This window comes from Tateyamaria sp. ANG-S1, from assembly GCF_000814025.1.
In the GTDB taxonomy this organism is placed as follows: domain Bacteria; phylum Pseudomonadota; class Alphaproteobacteria; order Rhodobacterales; family Rhodobacteraceae; genus Tateyamaria.
The window spans coordinates 652,261-673,966 of sequence record NZ_JWLL01000006.1 but is presented as its reverse complement, the minus strand read 5'-3'; the positions used below and the strand labels follow the sequence as shown (position 1 = coordinate 673,966).

General features: G+C 61.4%; 21 protein-coding genes. 13 read left to right on the top strand and 8 right to left on the bottom strand.

What is annotated here, in order from left to right; all coding sequences use genetic code 11:
• Positions 1–17 precede the first annotated feature (17 nt).
• Positions 18–1,094, top strand: coding sequence for a PA0069 family radical SAM protein (locus RA29_RS14630; protein ID WP_052249704.1), 1,077 nt, complete (start codon positions 18–20; stop codon positions 1,092–1,094).
• On the opposite strand, the gene bmt is transcribed toward RA29_RS14630, so the two are convergent.
• The 3 genes from bmt to RA29_RS14615 form a co-directional block, all read right to left on the bottom strand.
• Positions 1,091–2,113, bottom strand: a complete 1,023-nt coding sequence (gene bmt / locus RA29_RS14625) for a betaine--homocysteine S-methyltransferase (RefSeq protein ID WP_039687113.1) — start codon at positions 2,111–2,113, stop codon at positions 1,091–1,093. The two genes, RA29_RS14630 and bmt, sit on opposite strands and share 4 nt — an antisense overlap.
• A 37-nt stretch (positions 2,114–2,150) precedes the next feature.
• Positions 2,151–4,025, bottom strand: a complete 1,875-nt coding sequence (locus RA29_RS14620; RefSeq protein ID WP_039687112.1) for a phosphatidylglycerol lysyltransferase domain-containing protein — start codon at positions 4,023–4,025, stop codon at positions 2,151–2,153.
• A 164-nt stretch (positions 4,026–4,189) separates the two neighbouring features.
• Entirely contained in the window at positions 4,190–4,507 is a 318-nt protein-coding gene (locus RA29_RS14615) for a DUF1476 domain-containing protein (protein ID WP_039687111.1), read from the bottom strand.
• A 151-nt stretch (positions 4,508–4,658) separates the two neighbouring features.
• Here RA29_RS14615 and purC point away from each other — a divergent pair, with 151 nt between their 5' ends.
• The 8 genes from purC to RA29_RS14575 all read left to right on the top strand — a co-directional run bounded on the left by purC (position 4,659) and on the right by RA29_RS14575 (position 14,601).
• On the top strand, positions 4,659–5,420 hold the full coding sequence (purC, locus tag RA29_RS14610; RefSeq protein WP_039687110.1) for a phosphoribosylaminoimidazolesuccinocarboxamide synthase: 762 nt from the start codon (positions 4,659–4,661) through the stop codon (positions 5,418–5,420).
• Positions 5,421–5,434: 14 nt separating this feature from the next.
• Positions 5,435–5,665, top strand: coding sequence for a phosphoribosylformylglycinamidine synthase subunit PurS (gene purS / locus RA29_RS14605; RefSeq protein WP_039687109.1), 231 nt, complete (start codon positions 5,435–5,437; stop codon positions 5,663–5,665).
• A 126-nt stretch (positions 5,666–5,791) separates the two neighbouring features.
• Positions 5,792–6,460, top strand: coding sequence for a phosphoribosylformylglycinamidine synthase subunit PurQ (purQ, locus tag RA29_RS14600; RefSeq protein WP_039687839.1), 669 nt, complete (start codon positions 5,792–5,794; stop codon positions 6,458–6,460).
• Positions 6,461–6,497: 37 nt separating this feature from the next.
• Positions 6,498–8,279, top strand: coding sequence for an ATP-binding protein (locus RA29_RS14595; RefSeq protein ID WP_039687103.1), 1,782 nt, complete (start codon positions 6,498–6,500; stop codon positions 8,277–8,279).
• A gap of 20 nt (positions 8,280–8,299) precedes the next feature.
• Entirely contained in the window at positions 8,300–9,634 is a 1,335-nt protein-coding gene (locus RA29_RS14590) for a sigma-54 dependent transcriptional regulator (protein ID WP_039687101.1), read from the top strand.
• 110 nt (positions 9,635–9,744) lie between these two features.
• Positions 9,745–10,422 carry an HAD family phosphatase gene (locus RA29_RS14585; protein WP_052249668.1) on the top strand — a complete coding sequence of 226 codons (678 nt, stop codon included), beginning with the start codon at positions 9,745–9,747 and terminating at the stop codon, positions 10,420–10,422.
• A 73-nt stretch (positions 10,423–10,495) separates the two neighbouring features.
• A complete protein-coding gene (locus tag RA29_RS14580) occupies positions 10,496–11,299 on the top strand; it encodes an endonuclease/exonuclease/phosphatase family protein (RefSeq protein ID WP_039687835.1) in 804 nt (267 codons plus the stop codon).
• 497 nt (positions 11,300–11,796) lie between these two features.
• Positions 11,797–14,601, top strand: a complete 2,805-nt coding sequence (locus RA29_RS14575; protein ID WP_039687833.1) for a ribonuclease E/G — start codon at positions 11,797–11,799, stop codon at positions 14,599–14,601.
• Positions 14,602–14,647: 46 nt separating this feature from the next.
• Here RA29_RS14575 and RA29_RS14570 read toward each other — a convergent pair whose 3' ends face one another.
• Positions 14,648–14,878: a sulfurtransferase TusA family protein gene (locus RA29_RS14570; RefSeq protein WP_039687098.1), complete on the bottom strand. Its 231-nt coding sequence runs from the start codon at positions 14,876–14,878 to the stop codon at positions 14,648–14,650.
• Positions 14,879–14,972: 94 nt separating this feature from the next.
• On the opposite strand from RA29_RS14570, the gene RA29_RS14565 reads away from it, so the two are divergent.
• From RA29_RS14565 to RA29_RS14550, 4 genes are all read left to right on the top strand, one after another.
• Complete coding sequence (locus RA29_RS14565) at positions 14,973–15,725, top strand: cytochrome c biogenesis protein CcdA (protein ID WP_039687095.1); 753 nt, start codon at positions 14,973–14,975, stop codon at positions 15,723–15,725.
• A gap of 152 nt (positions 15,726–15,877) precedes the next feature.
• On the top strand, positions 15,878–17,098 hold the full coding sequence (locus tag RA29_RS14560) for a hypothetical protein (protein ID WP_039687092.1): 1,221 nt from the start codon (positions 15,878–15,880) through the stop codon (positions 17,096–17,098).
• Positions 17,095–18,435, top strand: coding sequence for a cytochrome P450 (locus RA29_RS14555; protein ID WP_039687090.1), 1,341 nt, complete (start codon positions 17,095–17,097; stop codon positions 18,433–18,435). The genes RA29_RS14560 and RA29_RS14555 overlap by 4 nt, the downstream gene beginning before the upstream one ends.
• Positions 18,436–18,520: 85 nt before the next feature.
• Complete coding sequence (locus tag RA29_RS14550) at positions 18,521–19,414, top strand: fructose bisphosphate aldolase (protein WP_039687089.1); 894 nt, start codon at positions 18,521–18,523, stop codon at positions 19,412–19,414.
• Positions 19,415–19,514: 100 nt separating this feature from the next.
• On the opposite strand, the gene RA29_RS14545 is transcribed toward RA29_RS14550, so the two are convergent.
• Genes RA29_RS14545 through fumC form a run of 4 tightly spaced genes read right to left on the bottom strand, consistent with a single transcriptional unit; the run spans position 19,515 to position 21,552 of the window.
• Positions 19,515–19,751 (bottom strand): hypothetical protein, encoded by a 237-nt coding sequence (locus tag RA29_RS14545; protein ID WP_039687087.1) that lies wholly within the window; start codon positions 19,749–19,751, stop codon positions 19,515–19,517.
• A gap of 24 nt (positions 19,752–19,775) precedes the next feature.
• Positions 19,776–19,991: a ribbon-helix-helix domain-containing protein gene (locus tag RA29_RS14540; protein ID WP_039687085.1), complete on the bottom strand. Its 216-nt coding sequence runs from the start codon at positions 19,989–19,991 to the stop codon at positions 19,776–19,778.
• Positions 19,988–20,164: a DUF4169 family protein gene (locus RA29_RS14535; protein WP_039687083.1), complete on the bottom strand. Its 177-nt coding sequence runs from the start codon at positions 20,162–20,164 to the stop codon at positions 19,988–19,990. The genes RA29_RS14540 and RA29_RS14535 overlap by 4 nt, the downstream gene beginning before the upstream one ends.
• The gene (gene fumC / locus RA29_RS14530) at positions 20,161–21,552 is read right to left on the bottom strand and encodes a class II fumarate hydratase (RefSeq protein WP_039687081.1); all 1,392 of its coding nucleotides are present in this window, start codon (positions 21,550–21,552) and stop codon (positions 20,161–20,163) included. Before fumC ends, RA29_RS14535 begins: the two co-directional genes overlap by 4 nt.
• Positions 21,553–21,706: the final 154 nt, after the last annotated feature.

Below are 21,706 nucleotides of genomic sequence, written 5' to 3'. Positions count from 1 at the left end.
TGTTCTATAATCGCGTCATGAAGCCCGACCTGCAGACCCGAACGGCTAAGGCGCGCGGCGCGGTGACCAACGCCGCCAGCCGCTATGACCGGTTGAGCCGCCATGCAGAGGCGGACGGCTGGGCGCAGGACGATGATCTGCCAGCCTTGCGGACAGAGGTGAGCGTGGAACGTCCACGGTCCCTCATCAGTTACAATCGCTCGCCCGATCTGCCCTTTGATCGGTCGATCAACCCCTATCGCGGGTGCGAACATGGCTGTGTTTACTGCTTTGCCCGGCCAAGCCACGCCTATCTGGGCCTGTCGCCGGGTCTGGACTTTGAAACGAAGCTCGTGGCGCGCCCCGCCGCGCCGGATGTTTTGCGGGCGGAATTGGCGCGCAAGAGCTACCGCGTCGCGACGCTGGCCATCGGCACCAACACCGACCCGTATCAACCTATCGAGCGGGACTACGGCATCATGCGCGCCTGTCTTGAGGTGTTGGAGGCGTGCAACCACCCCATCGCCATCGTGACCAAGGGCACGCTGATTGAACGCGACATCGACATCCTGGCCCGTATGGCACAGCGCGGGTTGGCGCGGGTGGGCATTTCCGTCACCACGCTCGATCCCAAACTCTCGCGCCAGATGGAGCCGCGGGCCCCCACGCCCAAACGGCGGCTGACGATGATCCGCAGGCTGGCCGAGGCGGGTATCCCGGTGCGCATCATGGCCTCGCCCATGGTGCCGGCGCTGACCGATCCTGAACTGGAAGCGATCCTTGAAGCGGGCAAGAACGCCGGGGCCCGCACCGCCAGCTGGATCATGCTGCGCCTGCCGCGTGAGGTCTCTCCGCTCTGGCAGGAATGGCTTTCCGTGCATTACCCGGATCGCGCAAGCCGCATCATGTCCAAGCTGCGGGACATGCACGGCGGGCGCGACTACGACGCGCGCTGGGGGCATCGCATGCGGGGGAAAGGGGCCTATGCCGAACTGGTGCAACATCGGTTCAAGATCGCGCTCAAACGCCTCGGGTTACGGGAAACTGCACCGCCCATGCGCACCGACCTCTTTCGGCCACCACACACCGACAGCGCGCAACTCAGCCTTTTCTAGGCCGCGCGCCGTCCACGGCGCTTGCGGGCAGGCCGCCCATCACCATCGCCGGTGCCATCGCTGGTAGAGGAAAATGCGCCCAGGGCGGCCACGATCTGATCCAGAGTGGGGGCAGGGCCAATGGGTCGCTCATCCAGCGCTGCACGCATCGTTTCAAGATGGGCAGGGGTCGTCCCGCAACATCCGCCGATGACCCGCGCGCCGCAATTGCGCGCCATCTCGGCATAATCCGCCATCAATTCGGGCGTGCCGTCATAGTGAATATGACCATCGTGATACTTCGGAATGCCTGCATTGCCCTTGGCCACGATGGGCAGTTCGGTGCCCGTGGCTGCAAAGCCCAACACCGTGCGCAGCAGATCTGACGCCCCCGTCCCGCAATTGGCGCCAAAGGCGACGGGGGCAAAGTCCAAACCAGCGACCAGCCCGACCATATCGGTGCTGGTCACACCCATCATGGTCCGGCCCGCCGTGTCAAAACTCATGGTGCCGACCCAGGGCAGCCCGGCGCGGGCAAAGCCTTCGGCAGCGGCGGTGTATTCCTCGGGGGCCGAAATGGTCTCAAGCCAACCGATATCTGCTCCGCCTTCCTTCAATCCGGACGCGGTTTCGTGAAACATCTCGACCGCATCGGCATGGGTCAGGCTGCCGACCGGCTCCATAATCTCGCCCGTCGGGCCAACCGACCCGGCCACCAACACTTTGCGGCCCGCGACATCAGCGACATCCCGACCAATCTCAGCCGCAAGCTTGCTCAGTTCAAAGGCGCGGTGTCCCGCATCATGCAGCTTTAACCGCGACGCATTCGCGCCAAAGGAGTTGGTGAGGAACAGATCACTGCCCGCATCCACCGCACCCTGATACAGCGCGCGGATCTTGGCAGGCTCGTCCTCATTCCACAGCTCCGGCGCATCCCCGGACATCAAGCCCATCGCAAATAGGTTCGTGCCCGTGGCACCATCTGCCAGAAGCGTGCCCTTTTCAGCCAAAAGGGCGGTCAATGGGTCAGGATGGGTCATGGGGCAACACCTCTTGCGTGCGTGATGCCGTCATGTGTCATGCTGCCGAAGGTGAAGCCAGTTCATAATTCTCATCTTCTTGATGAGGTGTATTTGCATTTGCGACAGGCAACGGGTCCGGGGTGCGGATGGTGCGCGCGATGTCGGCCAGGCCTAGGGCCAGCGCCACCCAGTTCGGCGCGGCGGCATATCGCGGTACCCAGCGCGGGGCAAAGGCGGACTTGAACTGGCGCAAACCGGTGCCACCCGCATGGATGACGGCCCGAGCCGCCGCCCACCGCCAAATGGCACGGCCCGGATCGGGGCAGGCAATGATAGAGGCGAGGCTGACCCGCGCCACACCCATCGCCTGCGCGTCTTCCAGCGCGTGGTTCACCAGCGCGTGCATGGTGCCGTCCGGGGCAGCCGCGCTCTGGCGCATGATGTCCAGACACCAGTCCTGTGGCCCCCGATGAAACGTGGCAAAGGCCACAAGGGTTTCACCTGAATAAGCGCTCACAACCCATTGTTTTTCAATGTATTCAGGGCAATAACGCCCCATACTCCCGCCACGTGCCGCACCGCTTTGCGTCTGCCAGTCGGCATCAATCCGTGCTGCCGCATCAGCATCCGGCAAACGGTCCGATCGCACGGTGATCCCGGCCTTGTCAGCAGCGCGCAGTTTGCGCCGCAGCCGTCGCCGATCCGGTGTGTTGATGTCATACGCCCGCAGATCGACAATTGCATCGTTCGCAATATGCAGGACGGCCCAGCGGGCCCGGCGCGCCACTTGTGCCAGCGGCGCGCCGGATTTGTAGATCAGCGGTACACGACCGTGGCGTGCGGCCCGCTCTTTCAGCAAGGTAAGCGCAGCGCGCGACACGCCCTTGGGGTCGGTAAACAGCGTTTCGGTCTGCGCCGTTTGCCAGAGGGGTGCTGTCGTGCCAGGCGCCGTCTCGACCCGTCCACCATTCTGACGCAGCGCCTGCACCTCGCTACGCGGCATGTGATGCCACTCGGGCGGGCGGAGTGTGACTGGCTGCGGTGTGGGCAAGGGCCGCAGCATGGCAACCATGGCGATGCACGCGGGCAGAGCATAGTATACGATGCGGAATGCCAAGATGGCCGCCAGCACACCGGCTTCCGCGCCAAGTGGCAGGCCGGACACCAGAACAAGCTCAAATGGGCCGACGCCACCCGGCGTGTTCGAGACAAGACCGCAGCCAAGCGCCACCACGAAAAGGGGCAACAGTGTTAGAAAGCTCATCGTTCCCGCGGGCATGAGCACCCACAGCGCGGCGGCCGCCAGCACCATATCCGCAAAAGCCCACAGCAGGATCGCACCCGATACCCGCAGGCTGGGCAGCGGAATGTGATGTTTTCCGACCTGCAATTTCGGATGCCAGAATAACAGGCCCGCACAGATAGGCATCAGGATGAGAGTGCCCAGCGACAGCACTGTGGTCCACGCGGGCGCAGGCAGCAGTGCGCATATAACGCCTGTCACGCAGGCCCAGGCCGCAACAAACGTCAGCGAAACAAAAGTTGACAGCTTCAACGCCTGACCGACGCTCATTTCTGGCAGCATGCGCCAGCGCGCCACCGCGCCCGACACCAGCCCAAAGCCGACGGTCTGCCCAATTGCGATACCGACGGATCCGGTGATCCGTCCGCGCCGGGCGCAAACGCCTGTGTTTAGGGTGCGATGCGCTTGTACATCATATTGCGCAACTGCGAAAAAACTGCCCACGGTTAGCACGGCCGCGGTAATCCATTGCAGCGCGGTGATGTTGGCAAGTTGTCGGGGCAGGGTGGCAACCACGTCCATCGGTATCTGCCGGGCCAAAAGCATCGCGCAACCGGTCAGGATCAGGATTGGAAAACTGATGCGCACCGCCGCACGCGCGACGGCTACCGCCTGTGATCTGTGCATACTCGTGACCCCTTTCCCGAACGCCCGAACCAACGGCTAGGGATCAATGGTAAGTCAAGTCTTAACGGGCGAGCAGGAAGTATGGAGAATACAAATCAAAAGGGCGTGGGCCGATTCCGGCGCACGCCCTATCTGCATGAAGTGTGGGGTGTAAAATTCTGTTTTCAGTCGATTTCTTGCATCAGCTGTGCTTTGGCTTCGACCATTAGCTCTGTCATCTTTGCGCGAATTGTCGCTTCATCGGCCTTAGCGCCCAGATCGCCAGATACCTTGCGATAGACATCCTCGTCACCCGCTTCCTCGAAGTCGGATTTGACCACCTCGCGGGCATACTCCGCAGCTGCGTCTCCGGTCTTGCCCATCAGGTCAGCCGCCCACAAGCCAAGCAGCTTGTTGCGGCGGGCGTCGGCCTTGAACTGCATCTCCGCATCATGGGCAAACTTGTTCTCAAATGCGTTTTCGCGATCGTCAAAGGTGCTCATTGGCCCCCCCTTTTTTTGGCAATGTTTCCATATCAGATAGGCAGTCACAGCCGCTCCATGCAACCCCATTGCTTGCGGCAATTGGGTCTATTGCTTATGAGGTGCGCAACGGTGGGCAGACTCAGCCGCCCGCACACGCGAAAGGACGCCCATGGCGCGACGCAAGAAGATCTACGAGGGCAAGGCCAAAATCCTGTATGAAGGCCCTGAGCCCGGCACGATTGTCCAATATTTCAAAGATGATGCCACTGCCTTCAACGCCCAGAAAAAGGACGTGATCGAGGGCAAGGGCGTGTTGAACAACCGTCTGAGCGAGTTCTTCATGACTGGTCTCGGTCAGATCGGCGTGCCGACCCACTTCATCAAGCGCCTGAACATGCGTGAGCAGCTTGTTCGGTCCTGCGAGATCGTGCCGCTGGAAGTGATCGTGCGCAACTATGCCGCTGGCACCATGAGCCAGCGTCTCGGGATTGAAGAGGGTACGCAATTGCCCCGTCCCATCGTGGAATACTGCTATAAGGACGATAAGCTGGGCGACCCGCTGGTGACGGAAGAGCACATCGCCGCCTTCGGTTGGGCCAGCCAGCAGGATATGGATGACATTCTGTCTCTCGCGCTGCGTGTGAACGACTTTCTGTCGGGCGTCATGCTAGCCGTCGGCATCCGACTTGTGGACTTCAAGATTGAGATTGGGAGGATTTATGAGGGTGACTTCATGCGCCTGATCATCGCCGACGAGATCAGCCCGGACAGTTGCCGCCTGTGGGACATTGAGACGGGTCAGAAGCTGGACAAGGATGTGTTCCGCCGTGACCTCGGCAATCTGGCCGATGCCTATACCGAAGTGGCCCGCCGCCTGGGTGTGATGCCCAAAAACGCGGCTCCCATAACCAAACCGACCCTGATCAACTGAAGGACCCAACCGACATGAAAGCGACCGTGCATGTGATGCTCAAGAACGGGGTTCTGGACCCGCAGGGCGAGGCGGTGCGCCATGCGCTGGGGGCCCTGGGCTTTGACGGGGTCAACGGGGTGCGGCAGGGCAAGGTCATTGAACTGGATCTGGCCGATGGCACCAGTGAGGACGATGTTACTGCTATGTGCGAGAAGTTGTTGGCCAATACCGTGATCGAAAGCTATCGGGTCGAGATGGGTTGAGATGTTAACTGGCGTGAGCGGCTTTGTTTGGTTTAAATCATTTTAAAACCGTGATTTACGCGCGAAATCTTATCTTGAATTGTCTCCTGATCTTGCCATGATCTTAGCGCTTAAGGAGTGTGCGACGTGAAAGCTGCTGTTGTTGTCTTCCCGGGATCCAATTGTGACCGTGATCTCGCCGTCGCTTTCCGTGCCGCGGGTGCTGAGGTTGAGATGGTCTGGCACAAGGATACCGAACTGCCACAGGGCGTCGACATCGTGGGCGTGCCGGGCGGCTTTTCTTTTGGAGACTACCTGCGTTGCGGGGCGATCGCGGCGAACTCACCCATTTGCAAGGCGGTAAAGGGCCATGCAGACAAGGGCGGCTACGTTTTTGGTGTTTGTAACGGGTTTCAAGTGCTGACAGAGACCGGGATCCTGCCGGGGGCGCTGCTGCGCAATGCGGGGCTAAAGTATATTTGCAAAACCGTTGGCCTGCGGGTCGAAACCTCGCAATCGGCGTTTACCGAAGGGTATAATGCGGGCGATGTGGTCGATATCCCGATCGCGCACCATGACGGCAACTACTTTGCGGATGACAGCACGCTCGATGCGCTTGAAGGCGATGACCGCGTGGCCTTCCGTTACACGGACAATCCCAACGGGTCCCAGCGCGACATCGCGGGCATCCTGTCCGAGAACCGCCGCGTGCTGGGGATGATGCCGCACCCGGAACGGGCGGCGGATGCCGGCCATGGTGGAACGGACGGACAGGCGCTCTTCCGCGCAGTGGTGGGGCAACTGACATCCGCGTGACTTGAGCGAGCCTGACCGAGGCCGTAGGGTTGTGATTATGTCAGTTGCTGCGCGTAACAAGGAACCTCGAACCTCCACGACAAGTTGGCGTGTGCGGATCTCATTGGTGGTTCTGACCGTCGCAGCGGTGCTGACCGTCTTTTATACAAATCGCCTGCTGACGGACCGGTTTACAGAGACGACGCGTAACCGGGCGGAACTGCGCCTTGCGCTCTATTCCGGCAACCTGCTGAGCGAATTGCGCCAAAACCAGATCGTACCGCAGCTTTTGGCCCGTGATCCCACGCTGATCGGCGCATTGAACAGTCAGGATTATCAGCAATCGACGCAGCGGCTGATTTCCTTTGTTGAAGAGATTGGGGCGGCCAACCTGATCCTGCTGGACGGGGACGGGCGGACGGTCGCGGCGACCGATCGCAGCAGATTGGGGTCGAACCACCGCACAGCGCCCTATTTTATTGATGCATTGCGCGCGAGCAATACCATCTTCACGGTTACTGAGCGGGAAGCAGGTGGATTCTCATTCATCTATTCGCGCAGGGTCACAGCAGGCGGCGATGTGCTCGGTGTGATTGCTGTTGAGGTGGACCTGCAGAAGTTCGAGCGCGCCTGGGCCGGTATTTCGGCCGCTGTTCTGGTGACCGACAGTGAAGGGCAGATCATTCTGGCGACCGAGCCGCGCTGGCGCGGCCGCACGGAAGAGGTCGCGCTGGCCCGGCAGACCCCGCAAAGCGCCATCGAACGTGCCATTCGCGCCACCGCCGATTGGACCGCGTTGCCGCCTGATGCCTATTTGCAGGGCGAGGGGGTGATGCGGCTTGAGGCTCGTATCCCGTTCCGCGGCTGGCGGATGACATCATTCACCACGTACGAATCCGTACGTGAGCGCGTGAATGGGGTCTTGGCCCTTGAAATCATGGGATTCGCCATCCTTCTGGCGCTCGCTTTTTATGCAATGAGCCGCCGGTCTGCTTTGCGCGTCGCCTTGTTTGCACGGGAGTCGGCAGAGCTTCGCCGGCTGAACATCCAGCTCCAGCGGGAAATCGCCGAGCGAAAAAGGGTGCAAGAGGACCTTGCACAGGCTGAACAGACGCTTGAGCAGTCGTCGAAATTGGCCGCTTTGGGCGAGATGTCGGCGGCTGTCAGCCACGAATTGAACCAGCCGCTGGCTGCTATGAAAACCTACCTTGCCGGAGCGCGGCTGCTGCTGCGCCGCAACCGCCCGGACGAGGCGTTGGTCAGCTTTGGCCGCATTGACGATCTGATCGAACGGATGGGCGCGATCACGCGCCAGCTCAAGTCCTATGCCCGCAAGGGACAGGACGCGCTAAGCCCTGTAAACATGGGCGATGCGCTGGCGTCAAGTCTGTCGATGATGGAGCCGCAATTGCGTCAGCGTCAGGTGTTGATCAACCGGGTTGTGCCCCCTGAACCCATTGAAGTGATGGGCGACCGGATGCGCATCGAACAGGTGATGGTGAACCTCTTGCGCAATGCCATCGACGCCACCAAGTCGGAGCGTGAGCCGCAGGTCGATATCATCCTGTCCGCAGGTGAAACCGCCACCCTGACGGTGCGTGACAATGGTCCGGGGATTGAGGATTTGGACAGCCTGTTCGAGCCGTTCTACACAACCAAGCAACCCGGTGACGGCGTTGGACTGGGCCTTGCCATATCCTCCGGCATTGTAAACGATTTAGGAGGACGGCTGGTCGCCCGCAACGGACAAATGGGCGGCGCCGTATTTGAAATGCAGCTTCCTGTGCTTGGTGACGAGGACACGGAAGGTGACAACAACAAGATCAGCGCGGCGGAATAGAGACCCGCGAGGAGCATAGAATGACCCAAGCCATGAAGATTGCCATCGTCGACGACGAGCAGGACATGCGCCAATCCATTAGCCAGTGGCTGGCCCTGTCGGGCTACGACACCGAGACCTTTGCCAGCGCCGAGGATGCGCTGAAGGTCCTGGGGCCGGAATACCCTGGCATCGTTATTTCAGACATCAAAATGCCCGGCATGGACGGGATGCAGTTTTTGAAGAAACTGATGGGCAACGACAGTGCCTTGCCCGTCATCATGATCACGGGCCACGGGGATGTGCCCATGGCGGTTGAAGCCATGCGCGTCGGGGCCTTTGATTTCCTGGAAAAGCCGTTCAACCCGGATCGCATGAGTGAGCTGGCCAAGCGCGCCACGGGTGCGCGGCGCTTGACCATGGACAACCGTGCGCTGCGTCGTGAGTTGTCTGATGGCGGTCAGTTGATGAAGAAGCTGATTGGTCAGAGCCCGGTGATGGAGCGCTTGCGCGAGGATATTCTGGATCTTGGTCAAGCTGACGGTCACGTCTTGATCGATGGCGAGACCGGCACCGGCAAGACCCTTGTGGCGCATGCGTTGCACGCGGTTGGCAGCCGGGCGGGCAAGAAGTTCGTGTTGGTCAGCTGTTCGGCGTGGGAAGAAGAGGCGCTGGCAAAGCGTCTGTTCGGGCCGATGTTGCCCGAGGATTCGGCTTTGCCCGCGGTCGAGGAGGCCCGTGGGGGCACGCTTGTCCTTGAAGACATCGAGGCGTTGAGCGAGGCGCTGCAAGCCCGTTTGCTGTCCGTCATCAATGACCAGGGCACCCCGGCAGAGACCCGTATTGTCGGCATCTGCAACATGCAGGAGGCTGGCAGGACCTGTGAGGATGCGCTGCGTCCTGACCTTTACTATCGTCTGGCAGCGTTGAAGATCACCGTGCCGCCACTGCGTCAGCGGGGCGAGGACATTCTGACCCTGTTCACTCGTTTGAGTGATCAGTTTGCGGATGAGTATGGCTGCGAGGCCCCCAAGGTGTCTGCGCAGGAAGCGGCCCAGCTGTTGCAAGCGCCGTGGCCGGGCAACGTGCGTCAGTTGATCAACATTGCCGAGCGTGCTGTATTGCAAGCCCGGCGCGGCACCGGCTCCATCGCGTCGCTGTTGATGAACGATCATGAAGAGATGCAGCCCGTGATGACGACCGAAGGCAAGCCGCTGAAGGAGTATGTCGAAGCGTTCGAGCGGATGCTGATCGACAACACGATGCGTCGGCACAAAGGCTCGATTGCCTCTGTCATGGAAGAGCTGTGCCTGCCGCGCCGGACCCTGAACGAGAAGATGGCGAAGTACGGGTTGCAGCGGTCGGATTACCTCTGACCCAACTGTAACAGCCTGTTGGAACATGTGACCGCCGGGGCCCCGGCGGTCATTTCATGTGGGGTGGGGCCGTGGCATGAGGAACCCATAGGTCCCAAGGAGCTTTCATCATGCCCCCACATGCGTACCTGTTTGATATGGATGGTCTGCTGCTTGACAGCGAGCGGATCTATGGCGCGGTGGCGCGGGATATTCTGATGCCCCGGGGCTACGAGGCCGCGGCGGTGGACGCTTTTTTCCTGACGATGGTGGGCTGTTCCGGGGCCGAAAGCGTGCGCCGGTTGGAGACCTTTCTGAGGCCGGAGACGGATGTGCACGCCTTCAACGCCGCCTGGCACGCTGAAGTGGCCGTGCGCGTGGGCGCTGATGTGCCCTTGCGCCCAACTGTGCGCGAAAGTCTTGAGCGGCTTGCGGGGCAGGGCGCGCGGATGGCCGTTGTCACCTCGACCAACGGCGACGCCGCGCGGCGGCATCTTGGTCGTGCGGGGCTCTTGACGCACTTCGAGGTGATTTTGGGCGGCGATGAGGTGTCGGCGCGTAAGCCTGACCCCGCGCCTTATAAAGAGGCAGCCGCCGCCCTTTGCCTTGCGCCGGAACTATGTGCCGCATTCGAGGACAGTGATCGTGGGATCACCTCTGCTGTTCATGCAGGCTGCCGCGCGGTGCAGGTGCCGGATATGCGCCCCGCCGACCTGCCTCTGCCTGCGCTTGGGCAGATGGTGGCGGCGGACCTTGCGACTGCGCTGTATATGGTCGGGGCGTTTGGTCATCGCAGCGTGGCTGAATGAGTCGGGCGACAGTTTGCCTTGTGGGTGGGACCAGGCAGTGAGAGGCTGCAAGACCGTGATCCGGGGTTACGCGATGAAGATTGTCAGTCTGAATGCTTGGGGTGGTCAGGTTTGGGATGCCTTGGCGCCTTGGGTGTCCAAGGTGCAGCCCGATGTGTTGTGCCTGCAAGAAGTCACGCGCGCGCCTGTATCAAGCCCAGAGTGGCTGCGCTATGTCGATCCCTATCGTAATCTTGCCCAGCGGGCGGATCTGTTTGGCGATGTGTCGGCGTTACTGCCAGACCATCAGACCTACTTTGCACCGGCAACACGCGGCGTGCTTTCGAATGATGCGGGCGATGCTGTCTCATCCGAACATGGGCTCGGAATGTGGGTGCGGCGCGATCTGGCAGTCACCCGAATGGCCCAGGATTTCGTACACGGCACCTTTCGCCCGGATGGATGGGGGCCGGAACCTGTGCCGCGCACGATGCAGGCGGCGCGGATTGTGGATCCGGACACCTGGGCGCATGTCTGCGTGGGCCATTTTCATGGTTTGCGCGATCCTTCGGGCAAGGGCGACACGCCTGCGCGGGACCGGCAGACCGAAGCCGCAATCGCGTTGTTCCAGCGCGTCCGGGCAGGAGAGGGCGCCGCTGTGCTGGCGGGGGACTTCAATCTGTTGCCGGACAGTGCGGCCTTTGCCCGGTTCAAGGCGGTGGGTCTGTATGATCTGATTGCCCATCACGGCGTCACCGACACCCGCACTGCGCTCTATGAGAAGCCGCAGCGTTTTGCGGACTATATGCTTGTGTCTGACGGGTTGCTGTCTGCGAGCTTTGACGTCCCGGCACAGCCTGTGGTGTCGGATCACCGGCCGCTCATCTTGCGTTTCTAAGCACTGCCGGTTTTTGCCGCGAAAATCGCGGAGAAACCGGCGAGGTTTCCTATAGTATTGCGCTATTCTCTGCTGCGGAAAACGGCCGCGAAAACGTGTCATTCTCCGGTGACGGAGATTGCCCATTGTCATTTGCCACGCCTTGCTCTTATCTAGGGGTTGAAGCGCAGGGTGCAGGCGCACCGCTTCATGTGAGTTTCGCTGTTGATTGATCCGGGCAGGCCTTCTGCCGCTTTCAACAGACCGATTGGGCCAGAAATGGCCACGAGTTGCTGACGCGGGCCGAGGCCTGGCGCAGCGTATGAACGGACACCGCACGACCACTCGTGCGTGTGTCGGAGAAGAACCGCGATGACGCGCGTGAGGACATCACTGATCCCGGCAGACGGCCCAACCGGCCTGATCTGCAGCGCGTCCCCAATCGCCCAGACAAGACACGCCCCCAATACACTTGCGCCGCCTGGCGCGAGGCGCGCGGGGGCGCGCAATGGACTTATATGGCTAAGAAAATGCTTATCGATGCCACCCACGCGGAAGAGACCCGCGTCGTGGTGGTGGACGGAAACAAGGTCGAGGAGTTTGACTTTGAATCCGAAAACAAGCGCCAGCTTGCTGGCAACATCTATCTCGCAAAAGTAACACGGGTCGAGCCGTCGCTTCAGGCGGCGTTTGTTGATTATGGCGGCAATCGCCATGGCTTCTTGGCCTTTTCCGAGATCCACCCGGATTACTACCAGATCCCCGTCGCCGACCGTGAGGCGCTGATGGAGGAAGAGCGCGCCTATGCCGAGGCGATGAAGGCGCGTGACGAAGAGGACGAAAAACCCAAGCCCGCGCGCAAGCGGTCGTCACGGTCAAAATCCAAGGCGGCAAAGACCGAGGACACGGATGCCACGGTGTCCACAGAGATCGAGGGTATGGAGACCATCGACCTCGATGCCGACGCGGGTTCTGATGTCACCGTGCCTGAAGGCGAGGCGTCGTCGCCGATGGAGACAGTCAAGGACACACCGGTAGACACACCCGAGGCGGGCGAAGAGCCTGCCGAGGCCGACGCTGCCCCTGCCGATGCGGCATCTGATAGCGAGGGTTCTGTAGATGATGCGGTGCCATCGGAAGACGTTGCAGCCAAGGCAGATGATGCTTCAGACGAAGATGCAGCGCCTGATGAAGACGATGATGAGGTGAAAGCTAAGGGCTCTGATGCCACATCCAAAGATGACAGCATCGAGTCCGTGGCCGACGAGGACGACAGCGAGGACATCCGTCCGCCGCGCAAGCCCCGCCCGCGCCGCTACAAGATCCAGGAAGTCATCAAGGTCCGCCAGATCTTGTTAGTGCAAGTCGTCAAGGAAGAGCGCGGCAACAAGGGTGCGGCCTTGACCACCTATCTGTCCCTGGCCGGTCGCTACTGCGTGCTGATGCCCAACACCGCCCGTGGCGGCGGCATCTCCCGCAAGATCACCAACGCTGCCGACCGCAAGAAGCTGAAGGAGATCGCCAACGAGATCGAGGTGCCGCAGGGTGCTGGCCTGATCGTCCGCACGGCGGGTGCCAAGCGAACGAAGGCCGAGATCAAGCGCGACTATGAATATCTGCAGCGTCTGTGGGAGCAGATTCGCGAGTTGACGCTGAAGTCCATCGCGCCTGCCAAGATCTATGAGGAAGGCGACCTGATCAAACGCTCGATCCGGGATCTCTATAACCGTGAGATTGACGAGGTGTTTGTCGAGGGCGAGCGCGGCTACCGCATCGCCAAGGACTTCATGAAGATGATCATGCCGTCCCACGCCAAGAACGTGAAGCAGTATCAGGACAGCCTGCCGCTGTTTGCGCGCTATCAAGTCGAGACGTACCTGGCCGGTATGTTCAACCCGACCGTGCAGTTGAAATCGGGTGGTTACATCGTAATCGGCGTGACCGAGGCGCTGGTGGCCATCGACGTGAACTCTGGTCGCGCGACCAAGGAAGGGTCGATCGAAGAGACCGCGTTGAAGACCAACCTGGAGGCTGCCGATGAGGTGGCGCGCCAGTTGCGATTGCGTGACCTTGCCGGTCTGATCGTCATCGACTTCATCGACATGGACGAGCGTAAGAACAACTCGGCCGTCGAAAAGCGTATGAAGGACCGGCTCAAGACCGACCGCGCGCGCATTCAAGTTGGCCGCATCTCGGGCTTTGGTCTGATGGAAATGAGCCGCCAGCGTCTGCGTCCGGGCATGATCGAGGCGACAACTCAGCCGTGCCCGCATTGCCATGGCACGGGTTTGATCCGCTCCGACGATAACCTGGCTTTGTCTATCCTACGCCAGATCGAGGAGGAAGGCACCCGCCGCCGCTCGCGCGAGGTTCTGATCAAGGCCCCTGTGGGCATCGCCAACTTCCTGATGAACCAGAAGCGTGAGCATATCGCGCAGATCGAGGGCAGGTATGGGCTGTCCGTCCGTATTGAGGGCGATCCTCATCTGGTGAGCCCCGACTTCTCGCTTGAGAAGTTCAAGACGGCGACACGCGTGGTGAAGGCAGTCGATATGCCGGTTGTGTCTGTTGACACGTCCATCATGGATCAGGTGGACGAGGAAGAGGATGCGGTGACCGAGGCACCTGATGCACCTGCAGCGGAGGAGGGTGAAACGAAGCCAAAGCGCCGCCGTCGTCGTCGTCGCAGCCGGAGCCGGAGCAAATCCTCCACGACCGAAGCGGCCGAAGCGGGGGATCAGGGCGAGAATGCAGCCTCGAAAGCTGCGTCTGCAACTGAAGCGGACAGTCCAGATGAGGCGCCAGCAGATGCTGCGCAGCCAGAGGGAGGAGAGGCGCCGCAACCCGAGACTGCTGATGCTCCGGCCGAAACAGTTGAGGAGGCGCCAAAGAAGGTGACGCGCAGCCGCTCTACGCGGTCGCGGACATCTTCGAAGGCCAAGGCCGAGGCCGATGTTGCAGAGGCGGACGCACCAGCAGCGGAGAATGCTTCCGAACCCGCATCGGGGGATGCTGGTGAGACTGCTGCGGACGCGCCCACTGAGACACCCAAGAAAGCGACCCGCTCCACCAGGTCGCGAAGCACAAAGGCCAAGACGACCAAGGATACTGAGTCGGCTGTGGTGCCGGTTGAGGGCAATTCCGCCACAGACGCCACGGCGGTTGCGGAGCCCGCGTCCCCTGAGCCCGCAGCGGAACCGACGCCAGAGGCGACGCCTGCTGAAGAGGCCAAGGTGCCTGAACCCGTTGCGGAGGCGGCGGCGCCTGCACCGGACGAACCACCCAAGCCGAAAAAGCGCGGCTGGTGGTCGCTGGGCAAATAGGCGAAAACTGGGAACGAAATCAAAGGGCGTGCTGATGGCGCGCCCTTTATCCTTTGCGGATAGCGTAGCGCTGAATGGGCCCGTCGGTGTCGGCTGAGACGAGCGTGTGTCCGGCCTCGGCGCAGAAATGGGGCACGTCCACCACCGCTGCCGGGTCATCTGCTGCGACGATCAGGACATCGCCTTTGGCGAGCGCCTGCAGGCGTTTGCGTGCCTTGAGCACGGGCAGGGGGCAGAGCAGCCCAACGGCGTCGAGTTCATGTGCGTTGTCGTTCATATCGGCAGAATTAGGCGCGATGTTACATCCTGTCCACAGACATGTGACCGTTGGCCCCCGTGACGCAGGCGCGCATGACCGCTAGGTGGGATACATGTTCGGAATTGATATCATCGACGCCAGCCTGATCCCCGCCATGACCGTGGCGCTGTTTGCAGGCATCATCAGCTTTCTCAGCCCCTGCGTGCTGCCCATCGTGCCACCCTATCTGGCGTACATGTCGGGCATGAGCGTGGGCGAGATGTCGGACGACCGCGCAGGGCGCAACCGCGCAACGGTGACGGCACTGTTCTTTGTGCTGGGCCTGTCGACGGTGTTTATCTTCCTCGGCTTTGCCGCGTCGGCCTTTGGCGCGTTTTTCCTGCAGAACCAGGTGCTCTTTGCGCAGATCTCGGGCGTGATCATCATGATCTTTGGCCTGCACTTCCTGGGTGTCTTTCGCATTCCGTTTCTGGACCGCGAGGCGCGGATGGAGGCGGGGGACCAGGGGGGATCGGCCTTTGGCGCCTATATCCTCGGGCTGGCCTTTGCCTTTGGCTGGACCCCGTGCATCGGGCCGCAGCTGGGCGCAATCCTGACGCTGGCGGCGACCGAAGCGTCGGTGACGCGGGGTACGTTCCTGCTGGGTATCTATGCGGCGGGTTTGGGCATTCCGTTCCTGCTGGCTGCGATGTTCATGAGCCGTGCCATGGGCCTGATGAACCGGATCAAGCGGCATATGGCGCTGATCGAGAAGGTGATGGGGGGCCTCTTGCTGCTTGTTGGGGCGGCGATGCTCTTTGGCCTGTTTACGCGGTTTTCGTTCTGGCTGCTTGAGCAGTTTCCGGCGCTGGCGACGCTGGGGTAAGCGGTCTTTGACGCAAAGACCGGGTGGAAATCGACGCGATTTCCTTTGCCATCTGGACCGGTTTTCGCGTCGAAAACCTGACGGAGACCGCGACGGTCTCCGCCTTACTTTGGTCCCAGACCTGCGCTAGAGTACGCTCAAGAGGTGCAGGAATGAGCAGGTCGCATCCCAATCCAGTCACGCGGCGCCGGGTGTTTTACATTCCGGGTTACGACCCGATTCATCCGCGCAGGTATCGCGAGCTTTACCGCAAGGAGGGAGCCGCGCAGGCAGAGATTTCGGGATATGAGATCGCGCTGACACCGGCTGCGAAAGCAGAGCATTTCGGCTGGCAAGTGGATGCGCGGATGGACGGGCGGCCCGTGCGTGCGGATGTCGAGGTGCTGGTCTGGTCCGACATCGTGCGCGACAGTATGGAGGCGACCATTCCCGGCACCTATTTGCAACTGGTGCGCACGGCATGGATCTACATCGCCTCGGGTGCGCTGCGGCGCTTGATGCGGTTGCGCAAGGGGCCGGTGATTGCGGCGCTTTATCCAGTGGGTATGCTCTTGGGGCAGGCGCTGCTCGCGCTGGCGCTTTGGTATGCCTGTTGGCGCATTGGCGGCATGTTTGGCCCAGGTGGCGCGTTCGCAGGAGCAGTGCTTGGCACAGTTGGGTTCGTGGCGCTGCTGCGGTGGTTCAAAGCGAAGGATGGCAAGTTCTTTGCCTACTACCTGATGCACGACTATGCGTATTCTGCGGCGTCAAACGGGGCCAATCCGCCAGCATTGGAAGAGCGTATGCGTGCGTTTCAGGATAGCATAGCGGCGGCACTCGAGGACAATGTGGACGAGGTGCTGGTGGTCGGACATTCCTCAGGCGCGCATCTTGCAGTTTCGATCCTGGCCGACCTTATCCGGGCGGGACGGGTCCCGGCCGATGGGCCGGCACTTGCCTTTCTGTCGCTCGGTCAGGTGGTGCCGATGGTGTCATTTTTGCCCGACGCGCACCGGTTGCGGGCCGATTTGCAATACCTGTCTGCTCGCCATGAGTTAACTTGGGTGGATGTGACCGCACCCGGTGATGGCTGCGCCTTTGCCCTGTGCGATCCGGTGTCCGTGTCGGGGGTGGCCCCGGAAAACAAGCGCTGGCCATTGGTTTTCTCTGCTGCCTTCACGCAATCCCTAAGCCCGGAACGCTGGAAAGAGCTGCGCTGGCGGTTTTTCCGTCTGCACTTTCAGTATCTTTGTGCGTTTGATCGGCCCCGGGACTACGACTATTTCCAGATCACTGCCGGGCCTTTGACGTTGGCCGACCGCTACGCTGACCGACCGCCGTCGAAATCGCGCATCGACGTGGCCGTCTCGAAATACACCAGCGTGGCGGCATGATCCCACCCAAGCCCCCAAGTCGCCCGGACCGTGTTTCGTTGTGGCGCTACATGCAGCTTTTCCGGCAGGACATCCTGTCGGCGCAGCCTGCGCGTCTTTATCGCGCATGGATGGCGGAGTTTCGGACGCCGTTTTTCCGCAGCTACCTGATGAACCAGCCCGAGCTGGTGAAAACGGTGCTCAAGGACCGTCCAGACGATTTTCCCAAATCGGATCGTGTGGGCGAGGGGCTGCGCCCGCTTTTGGGCAATTCGGTGTTTCTGACCAATGGCGATGTGTGGAAGCGGCAGCGGCGGATCATCGACCCGGCCTTTGAAGGCGGGCGGCTGCGCGAGACCTTTCCGGCGATGTGGGATGCGTCCGAAGCCACAGCGGCACGGCTGCCGGAGGGCGTGGTCGAGATAGAGGAACAGACGAGCCATGCGGCGGCGGATGTCATCTTTCGCACTTTGTTTTCCATTCCGATCGAGGATGCGCTGGCGACCGCCGTGTTTCACGAGTTCCGCACCTATCAGCGCAGTCAGCCGATCCTTAATCTGGCGGCCTTTGTGCCGTTGCCCCGTTGGGCGCCACGCCTGTTTCGCCGGGACACGCGCGCCAGCGCGACGCGCATTCGGGGACTGATCGCGCAATTGGTGGACCGGCGGGCTGATGAAATTGCGGCAGGCACGGCCCCGGATGATCTGGCGACCAAGATCATGACGACCCGCGATCCAGTGACGGGCGAGACATTTACGCCCGACGAAATGGTAGATCAGGTGGCGATCTTTTTCCTTGCCGGGCACGAAACAAGCGCGTCGGCGCTGGCCTGGGCGCTTTATCTGATGGCGCTGTACCCGGAGTGGCAGGAAAAGGTGGCGGCCGAGGCGCAGGCGCTTGAAACCTGCGACTTTGCCGTGATGTCGAAGCTGCCGGTGACGCGGGACGTGTTTCGCGAGACGCTGCGGCTCTATCCTCCGGTGCCGATGATGGTGCGCGAAGCGACGTGTCCCGAGCGTTTCCGAGACCGGGATGTGAGACGGGGCAGCCAGCTGGTGGTGAGCCCGTGGCATCTGCACCGCCACGAGCGGCTCTGGCAGCGGCCCGATGACTTTGATCCCGGTCGCTGGCAAACCGAGAATGGGCGGCGTTGTGGCCGTGACGCCTATATCCCGTTCTCTGCCGGGGCGCGGGTGTGCACAGGGGCGGGCTTTGCCATGGTCGAGGGGCCGCTGATTCTGGCGCGGCTCTTGCGCGATGTGGTGGTTTCGCCGGTAGAGGGGCGCGTGCCGGTGCCCGTGGCGCACCTGACGGTGCGGGCGCGGGACGGGATTTGGCTGAATCTCGCCAAAAGATAGCGCAAACAGAGACTTGGCGGGATGACGTTGGGGGCCGGAATGCGCTAGGTCTGAGGCAATTGAAGCCATGACTTTGGAGCACGGTATGACCGACTTTGCCAAGATGCGGGATCAGATGGAAAACGGGAGCGGGTTCATCGCCGCTTTGGATCAGTCGGGCGGGTCCACGCCCAAGGCGCTGGCGTTGTATGGTGTCGACGCCTCGGCCTACGAGTCCGAGGACGAGATGTTCGCCGAGATCCAGAAGATGCGCGCGCGGATCATCCTGAGCCCGGATTTCACCAGCCAGAAGGTGATTGGCGCGATCCTCTTCGAAAAGACGCTGCATGAGCAGATCGAGGGACAACCGGTGCCGTCCTATCTGTGGGAAAAGCGCGGTGTGGTGCCGTTTCTGAAGATCGACAAGGGGTTGCAGGACGAGGCCGACGGTGTGCAACTCTTGAAGCCCATTCCGGGATTGGCCGAGATGCTGGCGGCGGCCAAGCCGATGGGCATTTACGGGACCAAGGAGCGGTCGGTGATCCACAGCGCCAATGCGGACGGGATCAAGGCCATCGTCGACAACCAGTTCGAGGTGGCGCACGAGGTGATCGCGGCGGGTATGGTGCCGATCATAGAGCCGGAGGTGAACATTCATTCCGAGACCAAGGCCGAGGCAGAGGCGATGCTGTCTGAGATGCTGATGGCGCAGACCGAGGCGTTGGATGAGGGGCAGAACATCATGCTGAAACTCACGCTGCCCGAGCAACCTGGCATTTATGATGCCTTGGCCGATCATCCGCGCGTGCAGCGCGTCGTGGCGCTGTCGGGCGGCTATTCGACGGATGATGCCAGCGCGCGTCTGGCAAAGAATCACAAAATGATTGCGAGCTTTAGTCGGGCGCTGACCGAAGGGCTGCAGCGTGACATGAGTGATGACGGCTTTCATGCGGCGCTGGGTGGGAATATCGACCAGATTTACCGCGCGTCGGTGGCCTGATCGGTTTTCGGCGCGAAAATCGGGTGGAAATCGGCGCGATTTCTAGTGAAGTGCCTGTTTTCCACATCGGAAAACCCACGGAAAGCGCGACGCTTTCCGGTTATGTCAGGATACGGGCCGGTTCGGCGTTGCAAAAAACGATGATCTGCCCCGCATTTTCAACGGCCCGAAATCCGCGTCTATTGAGTTCTGACAAGAAACGGTCGCGGCCGATCAAGCGATCAATATCGCGAGACTTGCGGCGAATGACTGCGCCATCGCGGACAGCCTTGGATCTGAAAAGGTCACGCATGTAGGTTTCAGGATCAAGTGGGCGGGGCAACACATGATGTGTCATCCCGCCAACTTGCCCGACGTTTGGTTAACGATCCCTGAAGTGCCGCAGCACATAGACGCGGATCGCCGAAGCAAGCCCGACATCCCCACGCCCTACATCAATTTCAGCGACCAAATCATTGATTGGGCGGCCTTCTTTCGATGCTATGGCGCGGAATGCATCCCAAAACTCAGGTTCAAGCGACACGCTGGTGCGGTGTCCCTTGAGCGTGAGCGAGTGCTTTTGCGGCCGCGTGCTCACGGCGACTTACTCTTGCCATCAAGATCTCGCTTGGCGCGTTCATTGTCTTTTTTGACGCGCTCTTTTTCGGCCTTGGTCAATCCGAACGTCACCGCGTTGGCGTCTGTGCGCGCTTTCTTTTCAGCGCGAGCGCGGGCCTTGCGGGCCTTGTTCAGGTTGATGGGTGTGCTCACTTGGGTCCGATCATGTTCTCAGGGCGCACCACTTCGGCAAACCGCTCTTCGGTCACAAAGCCCAGCTTGACCGCTTCCTCGATCAGCGTCGTGCCGTTCTTGTGCGCCGTCTTGGCGACCGTGGTGGCGTTGTCATAGCCGATCTCGGGCGCAAGGGCGGTCACCAGCATCAGCGATTCGCGCATCAGCTTGTCGATGCGGACCTCATCCGCTTGCAGCCCGTCGATCAGGTTGTCGGTGAAGGCCACGGACGCGTCGCCCAGAAGTTGCATGCTCTGCAGCACGTTATAGGCCATCATCGGCTTGTAGACGTTGAGTTCAAAGTGCCCCTGCGATCCGGCAAAGCCCACGGCGGCATCGTTGCCCATCACATGGGCGCAGACTTGTGTGAGCGCCTCGCATTGGGTCGGGTTTACCTTGCCCGGCATGATGGACGAGCCGGGTTCGTTTTCGGGCAGCACCAGTTCGCCCAGACCGCAGCGGGGGCCGGAGCCAAGCAGGCGGATGTCGTTGGCGATCTTAAAGAGCGACGCGGCGACTGTTTTGAGCGCGCCCGACATCTCGACCATGGCGTCGTGCGCGGCGAGCGCCTCGAACTTGTTGGGGGCGGTGATGAAGGGCAAGCCGGTGATGTCGGCCATGTGGCCCGCGACCGCTTCGGCCCATCCGACCTTGGTGTTGAGGCCCGTGCCCACAGCGGTGCCGCCCTGAGCCAGTTCATAGATACGGCCCAGCGCGTCCTTTACCCGCTGGATGCCCATGGCGACCTGATGGCTGTAGCCGGAAAACTCCTGGCTCAGTGTCAGGGGCGTTGCGTCCTGGGTGTGGGTGCGCCCGATCTTGATGATACCATCGAACTGCGCGACCTTGGCTTCAAGTCCCGCGTGCAGCTTTTCGAGCCCCGGCAGCAGCACGTCGCGCGCGGTCATCGCGGTCGAGATGTGCATGGCCGTCGGGAACGTGTCGTTCGAGGATTGACCCATATTGCAGTGATCGTTGGGGTGTACGGGGTCCTTGGACCCGATCACGCCGCCGAGGATTTCGATGGCGCGGTTGGCGATCACTTCGTTGGCGTTCATGTTGGATTGGGTGCCGGAGCCGGTCTGCCACACGACCAGCGGGAAGTTGTCGTCGAGCTTGCCCGCAACCACTTCGCTAGCGGCCTCTATGATTGCATCTGCCAGCTTCGCATCCAGCGCGCCCTGCGCCTTGTTCTGCATCGCGCAGGCTTGTTTGATCACGCCCAGCGCGCGCACCACGGCAACGGGCTGCTTTTCCCAGCCGATCGGGAAGTTCATAATCGAGCGTTGCGTTTGCGCGCCCCAGTACTTGTCGGCGGGGACCTCCAGCGGGCCAAAGCTGTCGGATTCGGTGCGGGTGTCGGCCATCGGGCGGCTCCTTGTTGCGCAGTGTCGTCTTAGCTTGTGCATGTACCGGGCGCGTGCCCGCCAGACAAGCGCGCGACGCACATGTGATCACACGCCGCATCCGCGAGGGTGCATCCTGTCGCGACCGGTCCTATATTGGACACACCGGAAGAAT

Excerpts from the sequence above, each read along its gene's own strand:
- RA29_RS14550 (WP_039687089.1), top strand. The coding sequence starts at position 18,521 with ATGACCGACTTTGCCAAGATGCGGGATCAGATGGAAAACGGGAGCGGG.
- RA29_RS14575 (WP_039687833.1), top strand. The coding sequence starts at position 11,797 with ATGGCTAAGAAAATGCTTATCGATGCCACCCACGCGGAAGAGACCCGC.
- RA29_RS14585 (WP_052249668.1), top strand. The coding sequence starts at position 9,745 with ATGCCCCCACATGCGTACCTGTTTGATATGGATGGTCTGCTGCTTGAC.
- RA29_RS14545 (WP_039687087.1), bottom strand. The coding sequence starts at position 19,751 with ATGACACATCATGTGTTGCCCCGCCCACTTGATCCTGAAACCTACATG.
- RA29_RS14565 (WP_039687095.1), top strand. The coding sequence starts at position 14,973 with ATGTTCGGAATTGATATCATCGACGCCAGCCTGATCCCCGCCATGACC.
- fumC (WP_039687081.1), bottom strand. The coding sequence starts at position 21,552 with ATGGCCGACACCCGCACCGAATCCGACAGCTTTGGCCCGCTGGAGGTC.
- RA29_RS14555 (WP_039687090.1), top strand. The coding sequence starts at position 17,095 with ATGATCCCACCCAAGCCCCCAAGTCGCCCGGACCGTGTTTCGTTGTGG.
- purS (WP_039687109.1), top strand. The coding sequence starts at position 5,435 with ATGAAAGCGACCGTGCATGTGATGCTCAAGAACGGGGTTCTGGACCCG.
- RA29_RS14570 (WP_039687098.1), bottom strand. The coding sequence starts at position 14,878 with ATGAACGACAACGCACATGAACTCGACGCCGTTGGGCTGCTCTGCCCC.
- RA29_RS14590 (WP_039687101.1), top strand. The coding sequence starts at position 8,300 with ATGACCCAAGCCATGAAGATTGCCATCGTCGACGACGAGCAGGACATG.
- bmt (WP_039687113.1), bottom strand. The coding sequence starts at position 2,113 with ATGACCCATCCTGACCCATTGACCGCCCTTTTGGCTGAAAAGGGCACG.
- RA29_RS14630 (WP_052249704.1), top strand. The coding sequence starts at position 18 with ATGAAGCCCGACCTGCAGACCCGAACGGCTAAGGCGCGCGGCGCGGTG.
- RA29_RS14615 (WP_039687111.1), bottom strand. The coding sequence starts at position 4,507 with ATGAGCACCTTTGACGATCGCGAAAACGCATTTGAGAACAAGTTTGCC.
- RA29_RS14595 (WP_039687103.1), top strand. The coding sequence starts at position 6,498 with ATGTCAGTTGCTGCGCGTAACAAGGAACCTCGAACCTCCACGACAAGT.
- RA29_RS14620 (WP_039687112.1), bottom strand. The coding sequence starts at position 4,025 with ATGCACAGATCACAGGCGGTAGCCGTCGCGCGTGCGGCGGTGCGCATC.
- purC (WP_039687110.1), top strand. The coding sequence starts at position 4,659 with ATGGCGCGACGCAAGAAGATCTACGAGGGCAAGGCCAAAATCCTGTAT.
- RA29_RS14560 (WP_039687092.1), top strand. The coding sequence starts at position 15,878 with ATGAGCAGGTCGCATCCCAATCCAGTCACGCGGCGCCGGGTGTTTTAC.
- RA29_RS14580 (WP_039687835.1), top strand. The coding sequence starts at position 10,496 with ATGAAGATTGTCAGTCTGAATGCTTGGGGTGGTCAGGTTTGGGATGCC.